Genomic DNA, 21,844 nt, shown 5'->3' on the forward strand with positions numbered 1-21,844 from the left:
GGCGGGTGCCTGGACCGGGACGCGGCCAGGGCGTCAGAAGGCGCGGCGCGTCCACGGCGGGAGGGCGGTGAAGGTGGGGAGGGAGGAGGTGAGGATCAACAACAGCCGCGCGAGAGCAGCGCGCGGTACCGCGGGGCGGGGCGGTGGTCGTCGAGAGTCACGGGCGCCATCGTACGAGGCGGAGGCGAAGTGGGAAGCGGATTCGGGGAGTTGGAACGGTCTCGGGCGGCGGTCACCGGCCGGGCCGCGCTGCGCGCCGCTGCGGTCCTGGACGCGTCAGAGCTCGTCCGAGCCGCCCAGGCCGGTCAGCGCGCCCACCGGATCCGGACCGGGGGTGCCCCGTGGCCACCAGTCGTCATGGCCCGGTTCGGACTCGTACGCGTACCACAACCCGTCTCTGCCGAAGCGGAGTTGGACGTGTCCGCGGGGGTGGGTGAGGTGGTTGCGGCGCGGCCGGAAGGCCGGGAGGTCGGCGGCGAGGAGGAGCGGCCGGGCCCGGTCGAAGCGGCCGGCCGGCGGGTCCCAGGTCTCCTCCAGGACGGTGAGCCCGTCCGGGCCGCCCTGCCGCCAGGCGGCCACCGCGCGGGCCAGTTCGACCGGGGTGCGGCCGGCGGCGGAGGCGAGCGCGGCGTAGAGGGCGCGGGTGGTGACGGTGAGCCCGGAACCGGGGCGGGACGCGGCGAGCCGTACGGCGTCCCGCCAGAGGGTCAGTTCGCCGATCTCGTCCTGGCCGGTGACCAGCAGGGCGTGGGCGCGGGCGGCGGCGTCGGTCGCGAGGTGGTCCAGCGCGAAGGAGTCGGGGCCGTTCGGCGCGGACGGGTAGGCCGGAGGCTGCTCGGGGTGCGGGGGCACGGGCAGCGGGGCGGGCAGCGGCGGGAGCCGGCGCTCGGCGAGGGCCTCGGCGGCCCGTACGCCCGGCAGGGGTTCCGGTTCCTGCTCCTGGGCGGCTCGGGCCGCGCGGGCGGCGTTACGGCGCGACAGCGCGTCGAGCACCTCGCGTTCGCCCCGGCCGCGCAGCAGGAACAGCACGAACGGGTCGGCGTCGAGCAGCCGCGCGGTCTGGTAGCAGAGGGCGGCGGCGTGCTTGCAGGGGTGACCGCGGTCGGGGCAGCTGCACTGCGGCTCGAGGTCGCCCGGACCGGGCAGCAGCGGCACCCCGCACTCGGCGAGGGACTCGGGCATCTCCTTGTCGAGCAGCGCGGCGATGTGCCCGGGGCGCTCGACGGCCGCCTCCAGGAAGCGCTCCCAGTCCTCGCCGCCGAGGGTGCGCAGCCGCACCTGCACGCGGTAGGGGCGGGGGCGGCTGCCCTGCACGTACGCCAGGACGAGCCCGGGGGTCACGGTGATCGCGTCCACGTGTCCCTGCTCCGCGTAACCGCGCCCGCGGGCCAGGCGGTTGGGGTCGAGGGCGCCCTCTTCCAGCGCGGTGACCCAGGCGTTGCCCCACCAGGTCCCGGCGAAGGATCCGCCGGCGCGAGGGGGGAAGGCGGGGAAGGTGCGGCGGTGGTCGCCGTCCCGTGCGGGGGCGGCCATGGAGCGGGGGGTGCGGGACGGTTCGAGAGGCAGGGGAGGCGCGCTTCCGAGGAGGGGCGCGAAGGGGGAACGTTCGGGTGAGCTTCCGTCGTCCGCCGTCGCGCTGCCGGGACCGGTCTCGCCCTCGGCCCGGCCCTCGGCCTCGTACTCGGGCTCGTACTCGGGCTGGTGCTCGGGCTCGGCCTCGGGCTCGGGCTCGGCCGTCTCCTCCGACGGCATCTGGAAGGCACCCGCGAGCAACTCCCTCACGACACGCGCTCGTTCGTCGGCGACACGATCATGTGCGCTGACGTGTCGCCGGGCGTCGGTGGGACGTGCGTCGGTGCGGGGGCGGAGGCCGCCGTCGCCGCGCGGGGTCCCGCGACCTGCCCGCGTCCGGGTCTCGGCCAGGCCCTGCCGGCCCTGCCGGGCCTCCGCGCGGGCGGCGCGCAGGGCCTCTCGCGCGATGTCCCCGGGGCGCGAGCCGGTGCCGGCCTGCGGGGCGCGCGGCTCGGCGCCCGCCGGCGGGACACCGGCCGACGAGGGGGCCGTCGGCGAGAGACCAGTGGGCGCAGGATTCGCCGACGCGGGGTCAGTCAGCGCGGGGTGAGTCGGCGCAGGGGTCGCCGACGCGGGGTGAGTCAGCGCGGGGTGACTCGGCGCAGGGGTCGCCGACGCGAGGTCAGTCAGCGCGGGGTGACTCGGCGCAGGGGTCGCCGACGCGAGGTCAGTCAGCGCGGGGTGACTCGGCGCAGGGGTCGCCGACGCGAGGTCAGTCAGCGCGGGGTGACTCGGCGCAGGGGTCGCCGACGCGGGGTGAGTCGGCGCGGGGTTCGCCGACGCGCGGTTCGCCGACGCAGGGGTCGCCGGTGGAGTGGTCGCCGGTGGAGTGGGAGCCGTGGTGGGGTCGGCGTCGTCGGTCTGGGCGGCTTGCGCGGGGGTCGGGTCCGCCATGGTCACGGCGTCCGCTGTCGGCGCGGATTCCGCCGTGCGCCGCAGGGCCGCGCGGGCCGCGTCGCCGGGCCTGAGGGCGGGGCCCGCGGGCCGCACCGAGGGTTCCCGCGACGGCCCTTGCGACGGTCCTTGCGACGGATCCTGTTCCTGCGAGCGCTCCCGGGCCGCCCGCAGCGCACGGCGTGCCTCGTCGGCCGGGCCGGCGGCCTTCTCCCGTTGCTCCCCGGCCGTGCCGGCGGCGGCGGTCTCGGCTGTGCTCTCGGCCGCGGTCTCGGCCTTCTCCGTCTCCCCCATCACGCCTCCCTCCGCAGCCTGACCAGGTCGGACAGTTCACGGTCGGTCAGTTCGGTGAGGGCCGACTCGCCGGAGCCGAGGATCGCGTCGGCCAGGGCGCGCTTCGCCTGGAGCATCTCGGCGATACGGTCCTCGACCGTGCCCTCGGTGATGAGGCGGTGCACCTGGACCGGCTGGGTCTGGCCGATGCGGTAGGCGCGGTCGGTGGCCTGTTCCTCCACCGCGGGGTTCCACCAGCGGTCGAAGTGGACGACATGGCCGGCGCGGGTGAGGTTGAGGCCAGTGCCGGCGGCCTTCAGGGAGAGCACGAGAACCGGGGTCGCACCGGCCTGGAAGCGGTCCACCATCCGCTCCCGCTCGGGGATCGGGGTGCCGCCGTGCAGCAGGTCGACCGGGACCGCGCGGGCGGTGAGATGGGCGGTGATCAGGCGGGCCATCCCGACGTACTGCGTGAAGACGAGGGCCGAGCCGTCCTCGGCGAGCAGGGTGTCCAGCAGCTCGTCCAGCAGGGCGAGTTTGCCGGAGCGGGCGGCCAGGGCGTCGCCGACGGAGGCGGTCTCCTCCTTGAGGTACAGGGCCGGGTGGTCGCAGATCTGCTTGAGCGCGCCCAGCAGCTTCAGCACCAGCCCACGCCGGGCGATGCCGTCCGCCGTCTCGATGGCCAGCAGGGACTCCCGCACCACCGCCTCGTACAGCGCGGCCTGTTCCCGGGTGAGCGGGACCGGGTGGTCGGTCTCGGTCTTGGGCGGCAGCTCGGGCACGATGCCGGGGTCGGACTTCTTGCGGCGCAGGAGGAACGGGCGGACCAGCCGGGCGAGGCGCTCCACCGCCTGGTCGTCCTCGCCGTTCTCGACGGCGCGCGCGTGCCGGGCGCGGAAGGACTTCAGGGGGCCGAGGAGTCCCGGTGTCGTCCAGTCGAGCAGGGCCCAGAGCTCGGAGAGGTTGTTCTCGACGGGGGTGCCGGTCAGGGCCACGCGCGCGGGGGTCGGGATCGTGCGCAGCGCCTTCGCCGTCGCCGAGTAGGGGTTCTTCACGTGCTGGGCCTCGTCCGCGACGACCATGCCCCAGGGCTGCCCGGCCAGGGTGGGCGCCGCCGAGCGCATCGTGCCGTACGTGGTGAGGACGAAGCCGCCGCCGAGGTCCGCCAGGCTGCGGCCGGCACCGTGGAAGCGGCGGACCGGGACGCCGGGCGCGAAGCGGTTGATCTCGCGCTGCCAGTTGCCCAGGAGGGAGGCCGGGCAGACCACCAGGGTCGGTTCGGTGCGGGCCCGCTTCAGGTGCAGGGCGATGACGGTGATCGTCTTGCCGAGGCCCATGTCGTCGGCGAGGCAGCCGCCGAGGCCCAGGGAGGTCATGAGGTCCAGCCAGGCCAGGCCGCGCAGCTGGTAGTCGCGCAGGGTGGCGTTCAGGCCGGCGGGCGGGTCGGCGGGGTGCACACCGGTGGTGAGGCGGTCGCGCAGGGCGGCCAGGGCGCCGACGGGGACCGCCTCGACGCTCTCGCCGTCGACCTCCGCGGTGCCGCTGAGGGCGACGGACAGGGCGTCGACCGGGTCCAGCAGGCCCAGTTCCCGCTTGCGGGCCTTGCGCACGAGCGCCGGGTCGACCAGGACCCACCGGTCCCGGAGCCGGACCACCGGACGGTGGGCCTCCGCCAGAGTGTCCATCTCGGCCTCGCTGAGCGGGTCGCCGCCGAGCGCCAGCTGCCAGCGGAACTGGAGCAGTTCCTCGCTCTCGAAGAAGCCGGTGCCGTCGGTCGCGGAGCCGGGCGCGGTCCTGACCACCGCGGCGGCGCTGAGGTCCTGCGCCAGGTCCCTCGGCCAGTGCACGGCGACCCCGGCCGCCGCGAGCCGGGTGGCCGCCACCCCGAGGAGATCGCTCAGCTCGTCTTCGGACAGGGCCAGGACGTCGGGTGCGTCCTGTTCGGCGAGCCGGGCGAGCGGCGGCCAGACGCGGGCGGCGCGCCGTACCGCGAGGGCCGCGTCCACGCGTGCTCGTGCCCCGAAGGCGGCGTCCGCCTCGCCCGCCCACAGGGCCGCCGCGTCGGTCATCAGGGTGGGGTCGGCGAGGCTGTGCACCTGGACGATCGCGGCGCCCGCCCGGCGCGCCCGCTCGCCGTCGTCGAGCCGGTCGAACATGTCGTAGGCGGACAGGTCGAGGCGGAGCGAGATCCGCACGCCCGCGTCCATGCCTGCGGCGACCTCCGCGGCCCAGTCGTGCGCGCCGGGCAGCCGCTGGGGCCGGCGGTCGGCGAAGGGCTTCCCGCACGCGTGCGGTGCGGCCGGGGTGCGGGGCAGGGTGTCCGCCACCGCGTCCAGGAAGGACCGCATCAGGGCCTCGGGGCGGGGCAGCCGGAGCGGCCCGGGGCCGGGCAGCGGCACCGCGTGGCCCTCGTGCGGGAGCGCGGCGGCGACCGCGCGCAGATGTGCGATGTCCTCCGGGTCCAGCGGGCCCGCCCGCCAGGCGTCGTGGCCCGTGGGCGTCAGGCCGGGCAGCAGACGGCCGCGGGCGGTGAGCCGCAGCGCGTGCAGCGCGGCCGCGCCCCAGCAGGCGGTCGCCGGGTGGGCGGCGGGGTCGCGGCGGGCCCGCACGAGCAGCGGGAGCGCCCGGTCGAGCGGCAGGGACAGCGCGGGGGCCTGCTTGCGGCGGATCGCCGAGCCGTGGCGCCGGACGACCGTGAGTTCCGTGTGCTCCGCGTCCGCCGTGGTGGGCAAGGGGCCGTCCGCCGGGTCCCAGAAGGCGACGCGGCCCTCGCGCGGAAGGGGCGCGGGCAGGAAGACGGCGGCGAGTCGCACGCAGACGGAGCCGGGCTCCGCCGCGGCCGTGCCGTCGGCCATGACGCTCATGCCGGGTGTCCACCTCCCGCCCGCGTGTCGGATCAGTCGTCTTCGACTCTACGGGCGGGGTCTGACAATCGGTCCCGGCGGCCGGCCCCGTCACCGCGTTCCGGTCCGGGCGGGGCCTCGTCGGGGCCGGTCAGGGGACCGTGCGGGAGACCACGTAGACGAAGGGGTAGATCGCGTTGCCGGTGTTCACCACGACATCCAGCGTCGGCATGGGCTTCTTCTGTTCGTGGACGATGCCGAAGTCGTCGCCGGGGCGCGAGCCGGGGCCGTCGAACTTCCAGCCCGTGACCTCCTGGTCGCGGGCGCTGATGGTGATCTCGCCCTTCTTCAGGTCGGCCCTGGCGACGCCGATGCCGGCGAGGAACTGGTCGAGTCCGGTCTGCGTCGTCTGGAACTGCGCGTACAGACGGCTGGTCTTCCAGTTGTTCGTCTCGTAGTAGGCGACCTGGTTCGAGGGGTGCGGGATCGGTACCTGGTACAGGCGGCGCTGGACCTTCGACGGCCAGCCCTCGGTCAGGCCGGTCGCCGAGTACTTGGCCTCCTTGTCCTTGCCGCTGTCGCGGCTCTGGTTGGCGGAGATCACCAGGTAGCCGGCCGGGACACCGATGAGCAGCACGATGATCAGCAGGGTGAGGGCCCTGCGGCGGATCACGTGCCGGCGGTCCTCCGGCGGGCGGTGCGGCTCGTCGGGGGGCGCGGCCTGGCGGGGCAGCGATGCTGTCATGCGGTGTCCCGGGTCGTGCGGGGTCGTGCGGCGGTCATGCGGTGTCCTGGGGGCGGGGCGGTACGGCGGTCACGCCGTGTCCTGGGTACGGCGGGCCGCCTCGGTGAACCGTTCGAAGCGCTCGTAGCGCTCCACGCGGCGGCGCTTGGCGCGCCGGAAGCGGCGGGCGACCAGGCGGGCCAGGTCGGCCGCGCCGACCATACCGGCGTCGGGGCCCAGCTGGGCGCGGACGATCCGGGCCTCGGGGCGGTAGCCGCGGCCGGTGAGCTGGCGCTTGAAGGCGTCCCGTGCGGGGCTGATCAGCAGGTCGTCGGCGGCCGAGACGCCGCCGCCGATCACGAAGCAGGACGGGTCGAGGGCGGCCGCCAGGTTGGCGATGCCGACGCCGAGCCACTGGCCGATGTCCTGGAGCAGCTCGATGCACATGGCGTCGCCCTCGCGGGCCAGCTCGGTGATCATCGGGCCGGTGATGTCGGCGATGTTGCCCTTGACGTGCTCGATGATGCCGTACGCCACCGGCGAGTCGGCGGCGGCCAGTTCGCGGGCCTCCCTGACCAGCGCGTTGCCCGAGCTGTACTGCTCCCAGCAGCCGCGGTTGCCGCACGGGCAGCGGTGGCCGCCGGGCACGACCTGCATATGGCCGAACTCACCGGCGACGCCGTACTTGCCTCGCTTGACCTGCCCGTCCTCCAGGATCGCGCCGCCGATCCCGGTACCGAGGGTGATCATGACCAGGTGGTCCTCGCCGCGGCCCGCGCCGAAGCGCCACTCCGCCCAGGCGGCGGTGTTGGCGTCGTTGTCCACCAGGACGGGAACCGCGAGACGGCCGGAGAGGCGGTCGCGCAGCGGCTCGTTGCGCCACGACAGGTGGGGGGCGAACAGGACGCGGTTGCGGTCCGCGTCGACCCACCCCGCCGCGCCGACGCCGACGGCGTGCACGTCGTGGCGGTCGGACAGGTCCAGGACCAGCTCGACGATCGTGTCCTCCACGACCTTCGGGCTCTTGGACTTGTCCGGAGTCTCCGTGCGGACCTTCTCCAGGATGTTGCCGTCGGCGTCGACGACCCCCGCCATCACCTTGGTGCCACCGATGTCGATGCCGACCGTCGGCACTCGGGGTGCGGTGAGGTGCGATCGGCGCTCCCTCGTGCCCACGGTGCGGAGTACGGGGGCGCGGCGGGAGCCGATGGGGGCCGTGAAGTTGCCGTAGGTGCTCATCGCCGCCGATTCTGCCTCACCCTCCCCCCGGGTGCCGAGCGGGGCGGCGGCGGGGGCGGACGGTCTGTGCCGGGCGCGGGCTCGTCGCGGCCGGTCGCCCCCGGTACGGCCGCGCGTCGGCGCGGGCCCGCGCTCCCCAGGCCCGCCGCAGCTGGTGGCGGAGGTCGTCCGGGCCGCTGCCACCCGCCATCCGGCGCGTCAGCTCCCCCGGGGTGATCGCGGTCGCGGAGAGGACCGTGCCGATCGCGGTCGCGGAGAAGGACCGTGCCGAGGCTGCCGGCGCGCAGGAAACCCCGCCCAGGTCCGGAGCCGTGCCGTGCCGTGTTGCCCGCCCTGCCCTGCCGCGCCCTGCCGTGAGGCCGTGCCCTTCTTGCCGTGTTCCGTCGAACGCCCGCATCCGATGACCTCGCACCGGACACGAACGGCCCATGACCGGGCACAGAAAAACACGCACAGCCGGGCCGGGGACCGCCCATCCGTCACCTTGTCCCGATATCCGGTCACATTGTCTGGACAATGCGACCAAGGTGGGCCGATCGCGCGCCGGTGGGATTCAGGGGCGTACGAGCAGCTGGAACTCGAAGGAGTAGCGGGTCGGCCGGTAGATGTGGTCGCCGAACTCCACCGCCCGGCCGGTGTCGTCGAAGGTCGTGCGCTGCATCGTCAGCAGCGGGGCACCTTCCTCCTCGGCGAGCCGCTCGGCCTCGGCGGTGGTGGCGGCGCGGGCGCCGATGGACTGGCGGGCGCTGTGCAGGGTGATCCCGGCGGCCCGCATCAGCCGGTACAGGCCGGTGGCCTGGAGCTGCCCGGTGTCCAGGCCGAGCAGGCCGGACGGCAGGTGGTTGCACAGGTAGGCCATCGGCTCCCCGTGCGCCAGGCGCAGCCGCTCCACCCGGTGCACGTCGCTGCCCTCGGCCACCGCGAGCGCGGCGGCGACTTCGGCGGACGCCGGGACCATGGTGTTGACCAGCACCGTCGTCGCCGGACGCTGGCCGGCGGCCTCCAGGTCGTCGTAGAGGCTGCTGAGCTCCAGCGGGCGCTTGACCTGGCTGTGCACGACCTGGGTGCCGACCCCCCTGCGGCGGACCAGGAGGCCCTTGTCGACGAGTGACTGGATCGCCTGGCGGACGGTCGGCCGGGACAGGCCGAGCCGCGCGGCGAGCTCGATCTCGTTGCCCAGCAGGCTGCCGGGGGTGAGCGAGCCGTGCTCGATAGCGGCCTCCAGCTGCTGGGCGAGCTGGAAGTACAACGGCACCGGAGAACTTCGGTCCACACGTAGTTCTAGCTGCACGGTCGGGTCCACTTCTGGTTTCGGCACGGCCCGAGCGTAGCTCCGCGACCGGTTGACGGGAAGTCGTGTAGTTCGGTTGTCAGGACATACGCATTGACAGCGCCCGGCCTGGAACGCACCTTTGTCTCATGCGCATCGGGGTCATCGGGACGGGCCGCATAGGCACCATTCATGCGAACACACTCAGCCGTCACCGCGAGGTCGGATCCCTGATCCTGACGGACGCGGACCCTGCGCGGGCCCAGGAGCTCGCGCACCGGCTGGGCGAGACGGCCGCCCCAGGGGTGGACGAGATCTTCCGCTGGGGCGTGGACGCCGTGGTGATCACGACGGCCACCTCGGCCCACGCCGAACTGATCGGTCGGGCAGCGCGCTCCGGGCTCCCGGTCTTCTGCGAGAAGCCGATCGCCCTCGATCTGGCGGGGACCTTACAGGCGATCGCCGAGGTCGAGACCGCCGGAACGATCCTTCACATGGGCTTCCAGCGCCGCTTCGACGCGGGGTACACAGGGGCCCGGGAGGCGGTGCGCTCGGGGCGGCTCGGCCGGCTGCACACCGTACGGGCGCTGACGTCCGACCAGTCGGCGCCGCCGGCCGCGTGGCTGCCGGTGTCCGGCGGCATCTACCGGGACGCGCTCCTGCACGACTTCGACTGTCTGCGCTGGGTGACCGGCCGCGAGGTGACGGAGGTGTACGCCGCCGGCTCCGACGCCGGACCCGCGATGTTCCGCGAGGCGGGGGACGTGGACACGGCGGCGGCGGTCCTCACCCTCGACGACGGCACCCTCGCCACGGCGACGGCGACCCGGCTGAACGGGGCGGGCTACGACGTCCGCATGGAGCTGGCCGGGGAGCTCGACCAGATCGTCGTCGGCCTGGACGACCGCACCCCGATCGCGTCCACCGAACCCACCGGCCCCCCGGCCGCGGACAAACCGTGGACGGGGTTCCTGGAGCGGTTCGAACCCGCGTACACGGCGGAGCTGAACGCCTTCGTGGACGTGGTGCGGGGCGAGCGGGCCAACCCCTGCGGCGGCCGCGAGGCGCTCGAGGCCCTGCGGATCGCCGAGGCCTGCGAGGTGTCCCGGCGAGACCGCAGGGCGGTGTGGCTCGCGGAGATCCCGGTGACTTCCGGGACGGGGTGAGGCAGGATGCGGCCCCGGAGACGCCGGGGCCCGGTCGGCACACGGAATGGGTCGGCCGCCGTCCTACCAGCGCACCGGGAGGCTGCGCATCCCGCGCATCAGCGGGCCGGGGAGCCAGTCGCCGGGCGGGCCGTCGAGTGCCAGGGCGGGGGCGCGGTCGAGCAGGGACCGTAACGCCGTGCGTGCCTCCAGACGGGCCAGCGGGGCGCCCAGGCAGTAGTGGATGCCGTGACCGAAGGCCAGGTGGCCCCGGCTGTCGCGGCGGACGTCGAAGCCGTCGGGGGCCGGATAGCGTCCCGGGTCGCGGCCTGCCGCGGTCAGGCTGATCATCACCGCCTCGCCCTGGGCGACGGACGTGCCGGCGATCTCCAGCGGTTCGGCGGCGAACCGGTACGTGGCGTTCTCCACCGGCCCCTCGTAGCGCAGGGCCTCCTCGACGGTGCCGTCGAGGAGACTCATGTCGGCGCGCAGGGCGGCCAGCTGATCCGGGTGGGTGAGCAGGGCGTGGACGGCGTTGGTGATCAGGTTGACGGTGGTCTCGTGTCCGGCGATGAGGAGGATGAACGCCATGCCGCGCAGCTCGCCCGCCGAGAGCCGGTCGCCGTCCTGCGCGGTGGTGCGGATCAGGTCGTCCAGCAGGTCACCGCTCGGCCCGGCACACCGCTTGTCCTCGATCAGCTCGGTCAGGTACGTGCCGAGCCGTACGAACGCGTCGTACTCGGTCTCCGAGCTGGTGGGCGCGACGGCCTCGCCCGACAGCCTGCGGAACGCCGGGCGGTCCGCTTCGGGGACGCCGAGGAGCTCGCAGATGACCGTCAGGGGCAGGGGGTGGGCGAGCGACTCGACGAGGTCGGCGCGGCCGTGCGGCAGCATCGCGTCGAGCAGGAATCCCCTACCGAAGGCCGGGAACGGCCGACCCAAGTCACGGCGGCGTCCACTTTCGGCGCGGCCGGGCCGCCGATCGGCAGTCTTCCGTCGTACGGGTCCCGCCCGGCGGCCGATGGCCGGCGGGGGTTCCGCGGGGCGAGAGTCCCGAGCATGAAGGAGCTGCTGGGAGTACCCGGTTTCACCGCCCTGGGGCAGGGTGTCCTGGGCCTGCTGCACGAGTTCACCCGCCGGCGCGTGGGCCTCGTCCAGCGCCTCGGCCTCCTCGACGGCTACGAGGTGTACGCGAGCACCGCGCTGATCGTGCCGGCGTTCGTCCTGTTCGCCGCCGCGGAGAGCCGGAGGCCGGGCTGAGCGCGGGAGTCCGGACGCCGGTTAACACCGTGAAAACTTCTCGGACCCGAAGGCAAATTCCCGCGCCTTGTCATTGACATGACACTGTCTACGCGCGTCATCATGAGGCCATGAGATTCCCCCCACGGATCACTCGTACTGTCACCTCGGCGGCCGTCCTGTCCGCCCTCCTCGTCGGCGGCGCCGTCTCCGCCACCACGGCCCACGCGGCCGTCGGCAGCGTCTGCTACACGAAGCTGCCCTCCCAGGCGTACGACACGCTCGAACTGATCGATGCGGGCGGGCCGTTCCCGTACTCGCAGGACGGCGCCGTCTTCCAGAACCGGGAAGGCGTCCTGCCCAGCCAGACCACCGGCTACTACCACGAGTACACGGTGAAGACCCCGGGCTCCTCGACGCGCGGCGCGCGCCGCGTCGTGACCGGGAAGAAGTCCGCCGAGGACTACTACACCGCGGACCACTACGTCACCTTCAACCTGATCAACTACGGCTGCTGACCGACACCGCCCGCTCGTCCGATCCACAGACCCTCGCCCCGCGGACCCCCCACGTCTGAAGGCCGCGGGGCGAGGCACGTCCGGCACGCGCACCTCATCGGTTCAACCCTCGTTCGTCGAGAACAGTCCGCCTGTCGGCCCCTGCTTGTCGCCGCCCTGGGCCTTCCTCAGGGCGTTGGCGAGACTCTCGATCGTGAGGGACTGGAGGATGACGCGGCCGCTGCCCTCCAGGGTGGCCAGGGACAGGCCCTCGCCGCCGAACACCGCGTTCATGACCCCCTGGCGGTTGAGACCGCCGACGCGCTGGACGCCGTACCGGATGCCCTCCTCGAAGGCGACCACGCAGCCGGTGTCGACCTCGACGCGGCCCCCGAAGTCGGCCGGGTCGAGGTCGATGAAGTTGCCGGCCCCCGCGATGATCACCGTGCCGCGGCCGGTGAACTTCTCCAGGACGAAACCCTCGCCGCCCTTCATGCCGGTGCGGCCGCCCTGGAAGGCGATGCCGAAGTCGACGGTGGACTCGGCGGCCACGAACGCGTCCTTCTCGGCGAACCACGCGCGCGTGCCGTCCAGCTCCAGGGCGCGCATCTCGCCGGGGAGCACGCCCGCGAAGCCGACCGTGCCCTCGCCGCCCTGGGCGGTGAAGTACTGGAACGCCGGCGACTCGCCCGCGAGCGCGCGCTGGCCGGCCTGCATGGCCGTGCCCATGGCCTGGCGCAGCATGCCGCCCATGCCGCCGCCGGACGGACCGCCCTGCGGTTGCCCGCCGCTGCCGCCTGAGGGGCCGCCCAGCCGGGTCTCCATGGTCACGTTCGTCGTCTTGAAGAGGAACTTTCCCGCCTCGCAGTACACGGTCCGGCCGGGCTGCAGGCTGACGACCGCCATCTGCATCGCGCTGCCGACGATCTCTTGCTGAAGGGTCACAGAAGGAGAACGCGGGAAGCGGAGGAAAGAGTTCCGCTCTTCTCGGACGGCGTACCCGGTGCGGGGCAGGACCTCGACGTCCGTTCGCCGCCAGCAGGACGGGGCGCCGGCCGCTGGGATGGACCCATGACAACGACCGAGAAGACGCTGGACGGCAAGGTGGCCCTCGTGACCGGCGGCAGCCGCGGCATCGGAGCGGCCACCGCCCTGCGGCTCGCAGGCGAAGGCGCGGACGTGGCGGTGACCTACGTGAACGACAAGGAGGCGGCCGAGGACGTCGTGGCGGCCGTGGAGGCGCTGGGACGGCGCGCGGTGGCCCTGCGCGCGGACGCGGCGGACCCCGGGGAGGCGGCCGGGGCGGTGGACCGTACGGCCCGGGCGCTGGGCGGCCTCGACGTGCTGGTGAACAACGCGGGTGTCGGTGTCCTCGGGCCGCTGGAGGGGCTCGGCCTCTTGGACGTCGACCGGGTGCTCGCCGTGAACGTGCGCGGGGTGTTCCTGGCCTCGCAGGCCGCCGCCGGGCGGATGACGGACGGCGGCCGGATCATCACGATCGGCACCTGTATGACCCAGCGGGTGCCCGGCCCCGGCGGGACCCTGTACGCGATGAGCAAGTCGGCCCTGGTCGGTCTGACCAAGGCCCTCGCCCGGGAGCTGGGCCCGCGCGGGATCACCGCGAACCTCGTCCACCCCGGCCCGATCGACACGGACATGAACCCGGCGGACGGCCCGTACGCGGCGGGTCAGGCGACGATGACCGCGCTGGGCCGCTTCGGCACGGCGCAGGAGGTGGCCGCGACGGTCGCGCACCTGGCGGTGGCTTCGTACGTCACGGGCGCCGAGTTCGCCGTGGACGGCGGGCACGCGGCATAGAGACCGGCCTCGCCCGATCCCGGTCCCGATCCCGGTCCCGGTCCCGATCCCGGTCCGGATCCCGGTCCGGATCCCGGTCGGGCGAGGCTCTCGCGGAGGGCGGGGCGGCCCGCATCGCGTCACCGCCCCGTGAACGCCCCCTGCCGTCCGGGGTGTTCACGGGGGTGGCGGTCGGCTCAGCCGCCGAGCTCCTGGTGGCGGGCCGTCAGCGCCGCCGTGCCCGCTTCCGTGAGGGAGCCGAACAGGCGCAGGCGGGAGATGCCGCCGTCGGGATAGATGTCCACGCGCGCGTGCGTGCCGACCGCCGGAGCCGGCAGGACGAAGCGGTGGTTGGTGTCGGGCTGGAGGCGGGTTCGCGGGAGGATCTCCGTCCACTCGCCGCTCTCGCCGTCCTTGACCGACACCGAGGCCCAGCCGGCGCTGTTGCCCTTCAGATAAGCCGTGTCGATCTCCAGCGCGCGGATCCGGGCCTGGGCCGCCAGGCGGTAGCGGATCCAGTCGTTGCCCCGGTCGCGGCGGCGGCGGGTCTCCCAGCCGTCGTCCATCTTGCGGGAGCGGCCCGGCTGGATGGTGTTGCTCGCCGGCGAGTAGAAGAGGTCGGAGGCGTCCTCGGCGCGGCCGCCGTTCTCCAGGGCGACGACGTCGAAGGTGCCGAGCACCGTCAGCCACTCGGGATCGGGCACGACCTCCCCGTGCACGCGCAGCCGGGCGATGCCGCCGTCGGGGTGCTGGTTGACCCGCACGTGGGTGAAACGCTGCTCCACCGACACGGAGAAGCCGTTGGCCGCGTGGCCGCCGACGGGCGTGCGCGGGACCAGCGTCGTCCACTTGACATGGTCGCCGAGGAGCTCCTCTGGGGACGGCGAGCCCGGCACCGAGGCGCCCTCGACCGACACCGCCTGCGGGTAGTTGCCGCGGAAGTGCGCCGTGTCGACGACGATGCCCCGGATCACCCCGGGCGCGCCGAGGCGGACGAGCGCCCAGTCGTGGTCCTCGGCGGTCGGCCAGGGGTGGTCGGCGCCGGCGCCCCGGCGGCGGCGGCTCTCCCAGCCGTCCATGACCTTGCCCTTGTGCCCGAAGTGCTCCGGGTCGAACACGGCCGGTCCGGGCACCAGCAGGTTCTCGCGCTGGGCGAAGAACTCGTCGTTGGCGGCGACGACCCCGGCTCCGAGCTGCCGGCCGGCGAGGTCGGCGTACCGGGTGAAGGGGAAGTCGGCGGTGCGGTAGTCCGCGTACGGGTCACCGCCGCCGTAGGGGTTCGCGTCGCCGGTGAAGCTCTCTGTCGCCGTCACGGTGATCAGGTCTGCCTTTCGGGAGTCGGCCGGTGCGGGTGGAGCCGGAGTGCGGGCCGGGCGCCCCTCCGGCTCAGGGGGTGCGGGTGAGGAGCCGGCCCTTCGGTTCGGTGAACTCGCCGTCCGAGACGATGCGTTCGCCGCGCAGCCAGGTGGATCTCACGACGCCGTACAGGGTCTTCCCGGCGTACGCCGTGACGCGGTTGCGGTGCTGGAGTGCCGCCGGGTCGACGGTGAAGGTCTCGTCGGGGGCGAGGACGGCGAAGTCGGCGTCGCGGCCCGCTTCGATCGCGCCTTTGCCGGAGAGGCCCACGAGGGCCGCCGTGCGGGCGGACATCCACCGGACGACGTCCTCGATGCCGTGGCCCCGCCGGCGGGCCTGCGTCCACACGGCCGCCAGGCTCAGCTGCAGGCCCGAGATGCCGCCCCAGGCCGTCGCGAAGTCGTCGGTCTTGAGGTCGGCCGTGGACGGGGAGTGGTCGGTGACCACACAGTCGATCGTGCCGTCCGCCAGGGCCTGCCAGAGCAGGTCCTGGTTGGCGGACTCGCGGATGGGCGGGCAGCACTTGAACTCGCTGGCGCCGTCGGGGACTTCCTCGGCGGTCAGGGTCAGATAGTGCGGGCAGGTCTCGGCCGTGATGCGGACGCCCTCCGCCTTGGCGGCGGCGATCAGCGGCAGCGCGTCGCTGGAGGAGAGGTGCAGCACGTGCACGCGCGCGTGCAGGCGCTTCGCCTGCGCGACGAGATGCGCGATGGCGGTGTCCTCGGCGTCGCGGGGGCGGCTGGCCAGGAAGTCGGCGTACCGGGGGCCGCCCTGCTGCGGGGCGGCGTCGAGGTGGTGCGGGTCCTCGGCGTGCACGATCAGCAGGCCGTCGAATCCGGCGATCTCGGCGAGGGAGCGGGCGAGCCGGTCCTGGTCGAGGTGCGGGAACTCGTCCACGCCCGAGGGGGAGAGGAACGCCTTGAAGCCGAAGACGCCGGACTCGTGCAGGGGGCGCAGGTCCTTGACGTTGTCGGGCAGGGCGCCGCCCCAGAAGCCGATGTCGACGTGCGCCTTGTCGGCGGCGACCTCCCGCTTGACCCGGAGGTGGTCGACCGTCGTGGTCGGCGGGAGGGAGTTGAGGGGCATGTCGACGAGGGTGGTGATGCCGCCGGCCGCCGCCGCGCGCGTGGCGGTCCAGAAGCCCTCCCAGTGGGTGCGGCCGGGATCGTTGACGTGCACATGGGTGTCGACCAGGCCGGGCAGCAGGACGTCGTCGCCGAAGTCCTCGAGCCGGGCGCCCTCGGGGACGGGGGCGTCGTACGGCAGTACCGCCGTGATCCTGCCGGCGGCGACCGCGACCGCGGCGGGCCGTGACCCTTCGGGAGTGATGACGCGCGTCGAGCGCAGCACCAGTTCGGCGTCGGACACCCGGACCCCTCTCTTCCGTTCTCCTCCGGTCACGCCGAAGAAACTTCCACGTAACGGAATTCAACGTTCTGTTGAAGGAGTCTTCCCTCCCGCCCCCACGCCGTCAAGAGTCCACTCCCCCAGGGTGCACCCACCCCCGGCACTCTGGACGTTTCCGCATAATGAAATTACTGTTCCGGCCGGCAGAATCTAACGATGCGCAAGCGGGGAGTCAACCGACCGCCGGGTAGGCTTCAGCCCTTCCGCCAGTTTCGAAAGGAACGCGCCGTGCCGACGTCCAGCGCCAGCACCACCGACTCCGCCAAGTCAGCCAGCGGCGGGGTCCAGTCCCTCGAGCGCGCCTTCGATCTCCTCGAGCGGATGGCGGACGCGGGCGGCGAGGTCGGCCTGAGCGAGCTGTCCGTGAGCAGCGGGCTGCCCCTGCCGACCATTCACCGCCTGATGCGCACCCTGGTGGTCTGCGGCTACGTCCGTCAGCAGCCCAACCGGCGCTACGCGCTGGGCCCTCGGCTGATCCGGCTCGGCGAGTCCGCCGCCCGGCTGCTGGGCACCTGGGCCCGCCCCTGCCTGGCCCGCCTGGTCGAGGAGACCGGCGAGACGGCGAACATGGCGCTGCTCGACGGCGACGAGATCGTGTACGTGGCGCAGGTGCCGTCCAAGCACTCGATGCGGATGTTCACCGAGGTCGGCCGCCGCGTCCTGCCGCATTCCACGGGCGTCGGCAAGGCGCTGCTCGCGGGCTTCCCGGACGACGAGGTGCGCGCCCTGCTCGCCCGCACCGGCATGCCCGCCGCCACGGACAGGACGATCACCACCCCGGACGGTTTCCTCGCGGCCCTCGCGGACGTGCGCCAGGCCGGATACGCGGTCGACGACAACGAGCAGGAGATCGGCGTGCGCTGCCTGGCGGTGCCGGTGCCGGACTCCCCCACCCCCGCGGCCATCTCCATCTCCGGCCCGGCGGGCCGCGTCACGGAGTCGGCCACGGAGAAGATCGTGCCGGTGCTGCGGCAGGTGGCGGTGGAACTGTCGCAGGCGCTGACGACTTCCGGTCCCGCGGTCTAGGTGTATTGCCCTGCGAGGTCCGGGGCGGGCTCTCGCCGTGACGCGTCCGACAGCGCCCGCGACCGCTCAGCGGCGCGGCGTCTGCCCGAACAGCTCCACGGCGTGACGTACCTCCGACAGGCCCCGGGCCAGTGCGCTCACCGAGCCGATCGCGCCCGCGATCAGCAGCAAGGAACGGCGTAACCGGGAGACTTCGGGGACACCGTGGGTCACCATCGCGGCGAGCGCGGCGAGTTCGTCCTCGGCTATCGCCCGGTCCGGGAACTCGGCCGGATACGTGGCGAGTTCGCGGCGCAGCCGGGACACCGCGGTCCGTAGTTCCGCCACCCTCGGATCCTCGTAGCCGCCGGTCACTGCCCTCTGCCTCAAGCTTCGCAACACAGCTCTCCCCCCGCGCGCTCCACTGAGCGCGCGTGCGCGCTCACCCGCCCCGCAGCCCCGCGGTACCGCCCGGGCACCGCAGGACGCGCGGGTCAGTAAACGCCACCCGACGCGGCGCGCGCCACTGTGCGGACCGAAATTCAGCCCCCTGAAACCGCGCGGTCGACGCCACGTCAGGTATGCAGGACGCATGACGCAAAGCGAAGACCGGGTCGCGGACCAGGTGACCGGCCTGCTCCTCGCGGCGGGCGGGGGCCGCCGGCTCGGCGGGCGCCCCAAGGCGCTGCTCGAACACCGGGGGCGGCCGCTCGTCGAACACGCGGTGCGGGTGCTGCGTACGGCGGGCTGCGCGCGGGTGCACGTGGTGCTCGGGGCCGCCGCCGACGCCGTACGGGAGCGGGCACGGCTGGAGGGGTGCGTGATCGTGCCGAACCCGCAGTGGGAGCAGGGCATGGGCACGTCGCTGGGGGCCGGGCTCGGCTCGCTCGCCGGGACGGGGGCGCGGGCCGCGCTGGTCCTCCTCGTCGATCAGCCCGGCATCGGGCCGCCGGCCGTGGCCCGGGTGCTGGCCGCCTACGAGGACGAGTCCTCGCTCGTCTGCGCCGCCTACGACGGGGTGCGCGGCCATCCCGTCCTGTTCGGGGCACGCCACTGGGCCGGCATCGCGGCGACCGCCACCGGCGACCGGGGGGCACGCGCCTATCTGAAGGAGCACGAGGAGGCGATCACGCTCGTCGAGTGCGCGGACGTGGCCCGCCCCTTCGACATCGACACCCCGCAGGATCTCGCACACCTCGAGTGAGCGGCCTGGCACCGAGCGCCGCCTTGCCTCGACGCAGAGAGTCTCGACATCAACAAATCATTGAAGTTCCACAATGAGGAAACTAGTATCCACTGTTCAGAAGGGCCCGGCCCGCCCGGGGCCCTCGCCCGCCGTACCCGGTTCGACTGGCACCCGGTGCCACCGCTGAAGGAAGTGACCGCTCATGTCCGCACCAGCGCCGTCCCCGCTGGCCATCGTCGACGCCGAGCCCCTGCCGCGGCAGGAGGAGGTCCTCACCGAGGCGGCGCTCGCCTTCGTGGCCGAACTGCACCGGCGGTTCACCCCGCGCCGTGACGAGCTCCTCGCCCGGCGCGCGGAGCGCCGCGCCGAGATCGCCCGCACCTCCACCCTGGACTTCCTCCCGGAGACCGCCGCGATCCGCGCCGACGACTCCTGGCGGGTGGCCCCCTCCCCCGCGGCCCTGGACGACCGCCGGGTCGAGATCACCGGCCCGACCGACCGCAAGATGACCATCAACGCCCTCAACTCGGGCGCCCGGGTCTGGCTCGCGGACTTCGAGGACGCCTCGGCGCCGACCTGGGAGAACGTCGTCCTCGGTCAGATCAACCTGGCCGACGCCTACACCCGGAGCATCGACTTCACGGATCCGGGGTCGGGCAGGTCGTACGCACTCAAGGACGCGGACGAGCTCGCCACGGTCGTCATGCGGCCGCGTGGCTGGCATCTGGACGAGCGTCACCTCGTCGACGCGGACGGCCGTCAGGTCCCCGGCGCCCTCGTCGACTTCGGCCTCTACTTCTTCCACAACGCCCAGCGTCTCCTCGACCTCGGCAAGGGCCCCTACTTCTACCTCCCGAAGACGGAGTCGCACCTGGAGGCCCGCCTCTGGAACGAGGTGTTCGTCTTCGCGCAGGACCACGTCGGCATCCCGCAGGGCAGCGTCCGCGCCACCGTGCTCATCGAGACGATCACGGCCGCGTACGAGATGGACGAGATCCTGTACGAACTCCGCGACCACGCATCCGGGTTGAACGCCGGCCGCTGGGACTACCTGTTCTCCCTCATCAAGAACTTCCGTGACGGCGGCCCCAAGTTCGTCCTCCCGGACCGCAACGCGGTCACGATGACCGCCCCGTTCATGCGGGCGTACACCGAACTCCTCGTCCGCACCTGCCACAAGCGCGGCGCGCACGCCATCGGCGGTATGGCGGCCTTCATCCCGTCCCGCCGCGACGAGGAGGTCAACAGGGTCGCCTTCGAGAAGGTCAAGGCGGACAAGGACCGCGAGGCGAACGACGGTTTCGACGGGTCGTGGGTGGCCCACCCGGACCTGGTGCCGATCGCCCTGGCCTCCTTCGACGCCGTGCTCGGCGACCGGCCGAACCAGAAGGACCGGCTGCGCGAGGACGTCGACGTCAAGGCGGCCGACCTGATCGCCGTCGACTCGCTGGAGGCCAGGCCGACGTACCCGGGCCTGGTCAACGCCGTGCAGGTCGGCATCCGTTACATCGAGGCCTGGCTGCGCGGCCTGGGCGCGGTCGCCATCTTCAACCTGATGGAGGACGCGGCCACCGCCGAGATCTCCCGCTCGCAGATCTGGCAGTGGATCAACGCGGGGGTGGAGTTCGAGCGCGAAGGGACCACGGTGAAGGCCACGCCCGGGCTGGCCCGCGAGATCGCCGCCGGGGAACTGGCCGCGATCCGCGCGGAGATCGGCGAGGAGGCCTTCACGGCCGGCCACTGGCAGCAGGCGCACGACCTGCTGCTGACGGTCTCCCTCGACGACGACTACGCGGACTTCCTCACCCTGCCGGCGTACGAGCAGCTCAGGGGCTGAGCACCGGCACCGACCGGAACGCTCACCTCTCCGAGTGGCCCAGGGACTTCCCCGGGGCCACTCGGTCGCGTACGAGCTTCTTGACCGCGGTCGGCTCGGGGAAGCCCTGTTCGCGGCGGTCCCAGACCACCTCGTCGTTCACCCGGACGACGAAGACCCCGCCCTTTCCGGGCTTCAGGGCGAGCTCCGTCAGCTCGGCCTCGAAGGTCGTGAGCAGCTCCTGCGCCAGCCAGGCCGCGCGCGGCAGCCAACGGCACTGGGTGCAGTACTCGATCTCGACCCGCCCGCCCGCGTCGCTCAGTTCGCTCATCCGAGGTGCACCGACCAATCCTGTTCCGCGGCCGGCTTGCCGTGCAGGTCGGGGACCTGCTTCAGCCAGTCGGGCCGTCCTTGCCGCGTCCTCGCCGCGCGCCGGGCCTCGTCGGCGGCGAGCTCCTGCGGGCCGGGGAAGTCGGTGGGCAGCCAGGCCGCGGAGGCCCCCGCGCGCGCGTGGAGGTACCGCACATACGCCTCCCGGGCCGCGTCCGGGGCCGTGAACCCCGCCTCGTCGGTCAGCCAGGCGTCCGGTACCTCCGCCACGATCCGGCGCAGCAGCTCCTCGGTCACCCTGGGCGCCAGCTCGGCGTCGGCCGCCCGGGTGTCCGGGGCGCAGCGGCCGAGGGCGTGGTGGCGGAAGTCGTAGCGCTTCTCGGGGTCGGCTCCGTCCCAGCGGTGGTGGAAGACGAGGGCGGCGCCGTGGTCGATGAGCCACAGCCGGGGCGGGACGGTGCCGAACGTCGGCCAGACCATCAGGTTGGAGCTGTGGACCGTACGGTCGACGTTCACGGTCAGGGCGTCCAGCCAGACGATCCTCCCGGCCTCCAGCGGCTCCACCGGGAAGGCCGCCGCGACCTCCGGCGTGAAGTCCTCCGCACCCGGCAGGAAGTCCATCCCCAGGTTGAGCCCCGCGCTCGCGGCGTGCAGGTCCCGTACCTCCTGGTGCGGTTCGTGCTCGGCGATCGCCGGGTCGAAGCGCACCAGGACCAGCTCGGGGAAGCGCAGCCCCAGGGCGCGCGCCAGCTCGCCGACGATCACCTCGGCGACGAGCGCCTTGCGGCCCTGCGCGGAGCCCGTGAACTTCACGACGTAGGTGCCCAGGTCGTCGGCCTCGACGACGGCGGGCACGGAACCGCCCGCCCGCAGAGGAGCGAGGTAGCGGGTCGCTGTGACCTCGGTCAACATGACTCTCTCCCTCTGGCCTGGAGAAGCATAGTAACCAGCGTGACAGCCGGCGAGAGGCCCGAGCCACCGTCCCGAAACGGCCCGCCGGCGGCCTCGGCGGCGTGTGGTAGCTTGCCAAAGCCAGTCGAACCCATGTGCGCACGCGTGTGTGTACGGGTCAGGGAATCCGGTGCGAATCCGGAGCTGACGCGCAGCGGTGAGGGCGACGGGCGGGGCAACGGCCACTGGACGGCGTACGCGGTCCGGGAAGGCGCCTCGTCCGGGTGACCCCGAGTCCGAAGACCTGCTGGCGACCCCGCTGCCGTCGGACGGCCGGGGGGAGCACCGTACGACCGGGCT

The 21,844-nt window shown here is 73.4% G+C and carries 18 protein-coding genes, 1 pseudogene and 1 riboswitch; of the genes and pseudogenes, 7 read left to right on the top strand and 12 right to left on the bottom strand.

What is annotated here, in order from left to right; translation table 11 throughout:
- Nucleotides 1-276 precede the first annotated feature (276 nt).
- From ACFWBD_RS16260 to ACFWBD_RS16280, 5 genes are all read right to left on the bottom strand, one after another.
- Nucleotides 277-2,760 (bottom strand): SWIM zinc finger family protein, encoded by a 2,484-nt coding sequence (locus ACFWBD_RS16260; protein ID WP_385667233.1) that lies wholly within the window; start codon nt 2,758-2,760, stop codon nt 277-279.
- The gene (locus ACFWBD_RS16265; RefSeq protein WP_385667300.1) at nt 2,760-5,594 is read right to left on the bottom strand and encodes a DEAD/DEAH box helicase; all 2,835 of its coding nucleotides are present in this window, start codon (nt 5,592-5,594) and stop codon (nt 2,760-2,762) included. The genes ACFWBD_RS16260 and ACFWBD_RS16265 overlap by 1 nt, the downstream gene beginning before the upstream one ends.
- 139 nt (nt 5,595-5,733) lie before the next feature.
- Nucleotides 5,734-6,327, bottom strand: coding sequence for a sugar kinase (locus tag ACFWBD_RS16270; RefSeq protein ID WP_385667234.1), 594 nt, complete (start codon nt 6,325-6,327; stop codon nt 5,734-5,736).
- A 69-nt stretch (nt 6,328-6,396) separates the two neighbouring features.
- Nucleotides 6,397-7,545: an ROK family glucokinase gene (locus ACFWBD_RS16275; protein WP_385667235.1), complete on the bottom strand. Its 1,149-nt coding sequence runs from the start codon at nt 7,543-7,545 to the stop codon at nt 6,397-6,399.
- A 553-nt stretch (nt 7,546-8,098) separates the two neighbouring features.
- Complete coding sequence (locus ACFWBD_RS16280) at nt 8,099-8,836, bottom strand: GntR family transcriptional regulator (RefSeq protein WP_385667301.1); 738 nt, start codon at nt 8,834-8,836, stop codon at nt 8,099-8,101.
- A 128-nt stretch (nt 8,837-8,964) separates the two neighbouring features.
- Here ACFWBD_RS16280 and ACFWBD_RS16285 point away from each other — a divergent pair, with 128 nt between their 5' ends.
- Nucleotides 8,965-9,981, top strand: a complete 1,017-nt coding sequence (locus tag ACFWBD_RS16285; RefSeq protein WP_385667236.1) for a Gfo/Idh/MocA family oxidoreductase — start codon at nt 8,965-8,967, stop codon at nt 9,979-9,981.
- Nucleotides 9,982-10,044: 63 nt separating this feature from the next.
- Here ACFWBD_RS16285 and ACFWBD_RS16290 read toward each other — a convergent pair.
- Nucleotides 10,045-10,866: pseudogene (locus ACFWBD_RS16290) on the bottom strand (cytochrome P450); the annotation flags it as partial.
- Between the two features lie 153 nt (nt 10,867-11,019).
- On the opposite strand from ACFWBD_RS16290, the gene ACFWBD_RS16295 reads away from it, so the two are divergent.
- Nucleotides 11,020-11,220: a hypothetical protein gene (locus ACFWBD_RS16295; RefSeq protein WP_385667237.1), complete on the top strand. Its 201-nt coding sequence runs from the start codon at nt 11,020-11,022 to the stop codon at nt 11,218-11,220.
- Between the two features lie 110 nt (nt 11,221-11,330).
- Nucleotides 11,331-11,717, top strand: a complete 387-nt coding sequence (locus ACFWBD_RS16300) for a ribonuclease domain-containing protein (protein WP_385667238.1) — start codon at nt 11,331-11,333, stop codon at nt 11,715-11,717.
- A 102-nt stretch (nt 11,718-11,819) separates the two neighbouring features.
- Here the strand turns inward: ACFWBD_RS16300 and ACFWBD_RS16305 are convergent, their stop codons facing one another.
- On the bottom strand, nt 11,820-12,641 hold the full coding sequence (locus ACFWBD_RS16305; protein ID WP_385667239.1) for an AIM24 family protein: 822 nt from the start codon (nt 12,639-12,641) through the stop codon (nt 11,820-11,822).
- 126 nt (nt 12,642-12,767) lie between these two features.
- Between ACFWBD_RS16305 and ACFWBD_RS16310 the strand changes: the two genes are divergently transcribed.
- Nucleotides 12,768-13,514, top strand: a complete 747-nt coding sequence (locus tag ACFWBD_RS16310) for an SDR family oxidoreductase (RefSeq protein ID WP_385667240.1) — start codon at nt 12,768-12,770, stop codon at nt 13,512-13,514.
- 176 nt (nt 13,515-13,690) lie between these two features.
- On the opposite strand, the gene alc is transcribed toward ACFWBD_RS16310, so the two are convergent.
- Both alc and allB read right to left on the bottom strand, forming a co-directional pair.
- Nucleotides 13,691-14,806 (bottom strand): allantoicase, encoded by a 1,116-nt coding sequence (gene alc / locus ACFWBD_RS16315; RefSeq protein ID WP_385667241.1) that lies wholly within the window; start codon nt 14,804-14,806, stop codon nt 13,691-13,693.
- Between the two features lie 73 nt (nt 14,807-14,879).
- Nucleotides 14,880-16,217, bottom strand: coding sequence for an allantoinase AllB (gene allB / locus ACFWBD_RS16320; RefSeq protein ID WP_385667242.1), 1,338 nt, complete (start codon nt 16,215-16,217; stop codon nt 14,880-14,882).
- A gap of 267 nt (nt 16,218-16,484) precedes the next feature.
- Here allB and ACFWBD_RS16325 point away from each other — a divergent pair, with 267 nt between their 5' ends.
- A complete protein-coding gene (locus ACFWBD_RS16325) occupies nt 16,485-17,282 on the top strand; it encodes an IclR family transcriptional regulator (protein WP_385667243.1) in 798 nt (265 codons plus the stop codon).
- Nucleotides 17,283-17,348: 66 nt separating this feature from the next.
- Here ACFWBD_RS16325 and ACFWBD_RS16330 read toward each other — a convergent pair whose 3' ends face one another.
- On the bottom strand, nt 17,349-17,663 hold the full coding sequence (locus ACFWBD_RS16330; RefSeq protein WP_385667244.1) for a DUF5955 family protein: 315 nt from the start codon (nt 17,661-17,663) through the stop codon (nt 17,349-17,351).
- Nucleotides 17,664-17,853: 190 nt separating this feature from the next.
- Here ACFWBD_RS16330 and ACFWBD_RS16335 point away from each other — a divergent pair, with 190 nt between their 5' ends.
- A complete protein-coding gene (locus ACFWBD_RS16335) occupies nt 17,854-18,465 on the top strand; it encodes an NTP transferase domain-containing protein (RefSeq protein ID WP_385667245.1) in 612 nt (203 codons plus the stop codon).
- Between the two features lie 184 nt (nt 18,466-18,649).
- On the top strand, nt 18,650-20,284 hold the full coding sequence (gene aceB / locus ACFWBD_RS16340) for a malate synthase A (RefSeq protein WP_385667246.1): 1,635 nt from the start codon (nt 18,650-18,652) through the stop codon (nt 20,282-20,284).
- Nucleotides 20,285-20,306: 22 nt separating this feature from the next.
- On the opposite strand, the gene ACFWBD_RS16345 is transcribed toward aceB, so the two are convergent.
- On the bottom strand, nt 20,307-20,594 hold the full coding sequence (locus tag ACFWBD_RS16345; RefSeq protein ID WP_385667247.1) for a SelT/SelW/SelH family protein: 288 nt from the start codon (nt 20,592-20,594) through the stop codon (nt 20,307-20,309).
- Complete coding sequence (locus tag ACFWBD_RS16350) at nt 20,591-21,505, bottom strand: HipA family kinase (protein ID WP_385667248.1); 915 nt, start codon at nt 21,503-21,505, stop codon at nt 20,591-20,593. Before ACFWBD_RS16350 ends, ACFWBD_RS16345 begins: the two co-directional genes overlap by 4 nt.
- A 159-nt stretch (nt 21,506-21,664) precedes the next feature.
- Nucleotides 21,665-21,790: riboswitch (cobalamin riboswitch) on the top strand.
- The last annotated feature ends 54 nt before the right edge of the window (nt 21,791-21,844 follow it).

Source organism: Streptomyces sp. NPDC060002, assembly GCF_042737245.1.
GTDB lineage: Bacteria > Actinomycetota > Actinomycetes > Streptomycetales > Streptomycetaceae > Streptomyces.

Excerpts from the sequence above, each read along its gene's own strand:
- ACFWBD_RS16265 (WP_385667300.1), bottom strand. The coding sequence starts at position 5,594 with ATGGCCGACGGCACGGCCGCGGCGGAGCCCGGCTCCGTCTGCGTGCGA.
- ACFWBD_RS16260 (WP_385667233.1), bottom strand. The coding sequence starts at position 2,760 with ATGGGGGAGACGGAGAAGGCCGAGACCGCGGCCGAGAGCACAGCCGAG.
- ACFWBD_RS16350 (WP_385667248.1), bottom strand. The coding sequence starts at position 21,505 with ATGTTGACCGAGGTCACAGCGACCCGCTACCTCGCTCCTCTGCGGGCG.
- ACFWBD_RS16335 (WP_385667245.1), top strand. The coding sequence starts at position 17,854 with ATGACGCAAAGCGAAGACCGGGTCGCGGACCAGGTGACCGGCCTGCTC.
- ACFWBD_RS16345 (WP_385667247.1), bottom strand. The coding sequence starts at position 20,594 with ATGAGCGAACTGAGCGACGCGGGCGGGCGGGTCGAGATCGAGTACTGC.
- ACFWBD_RS16285 (WP_385667236.1), top strand. The coding sequence starts at position 8,965 with ATGCGCATCGGGGTCATCGGGACGGGCCGCATAGGCACCATTCATGCG.
- ACFWBD_RS16270 (WP_385667234.1), bottom strand. The coding sequence starts at position 6,327 with ATGACAGCATCGCTGCCCCGCCAGGCCGCGCCCCCCGACGAGCCGCAC.
- aceB (WP_385667246.1), top strand. The coding sequence starts at position 18,650 with ATGTCCGCACCAGCGCCGTCCCCGCTGGCCATCGTCGACGCCGAGCCC.
- ACFWBD_RS16295 (WP_385667237.1), top strand. The coding sequence starts at position 11,020 with ATGAAGGAGCTGCTGGGAGTACCCGGTTTCACCGCCCTGGGGCAGGGT.
- ACFWBD_RS16275 (WP_385667235.1), bottom strand. The coding sequence starts at position 7,545 with ATGAGCACCTACGGCAACTTCACGGCCCCCATCGGCTCCCGCCGCGCC.
- ACFWBD_RS16300 (WP_385667238.1), top strand. The coding sequence starts at position 11,331 with ATGAGATTCCCCCCACGGATCACTCGTACTGTCACCTCGGCGGCCGTC.
- ACFWBD_RS16310 (WP_385667240.1), top strand. The coding sequence starts at position 12,768 with ATGACAACGACCGAGAAGACGCTGGACGGCAAGGTGGCCCTCGTGACC.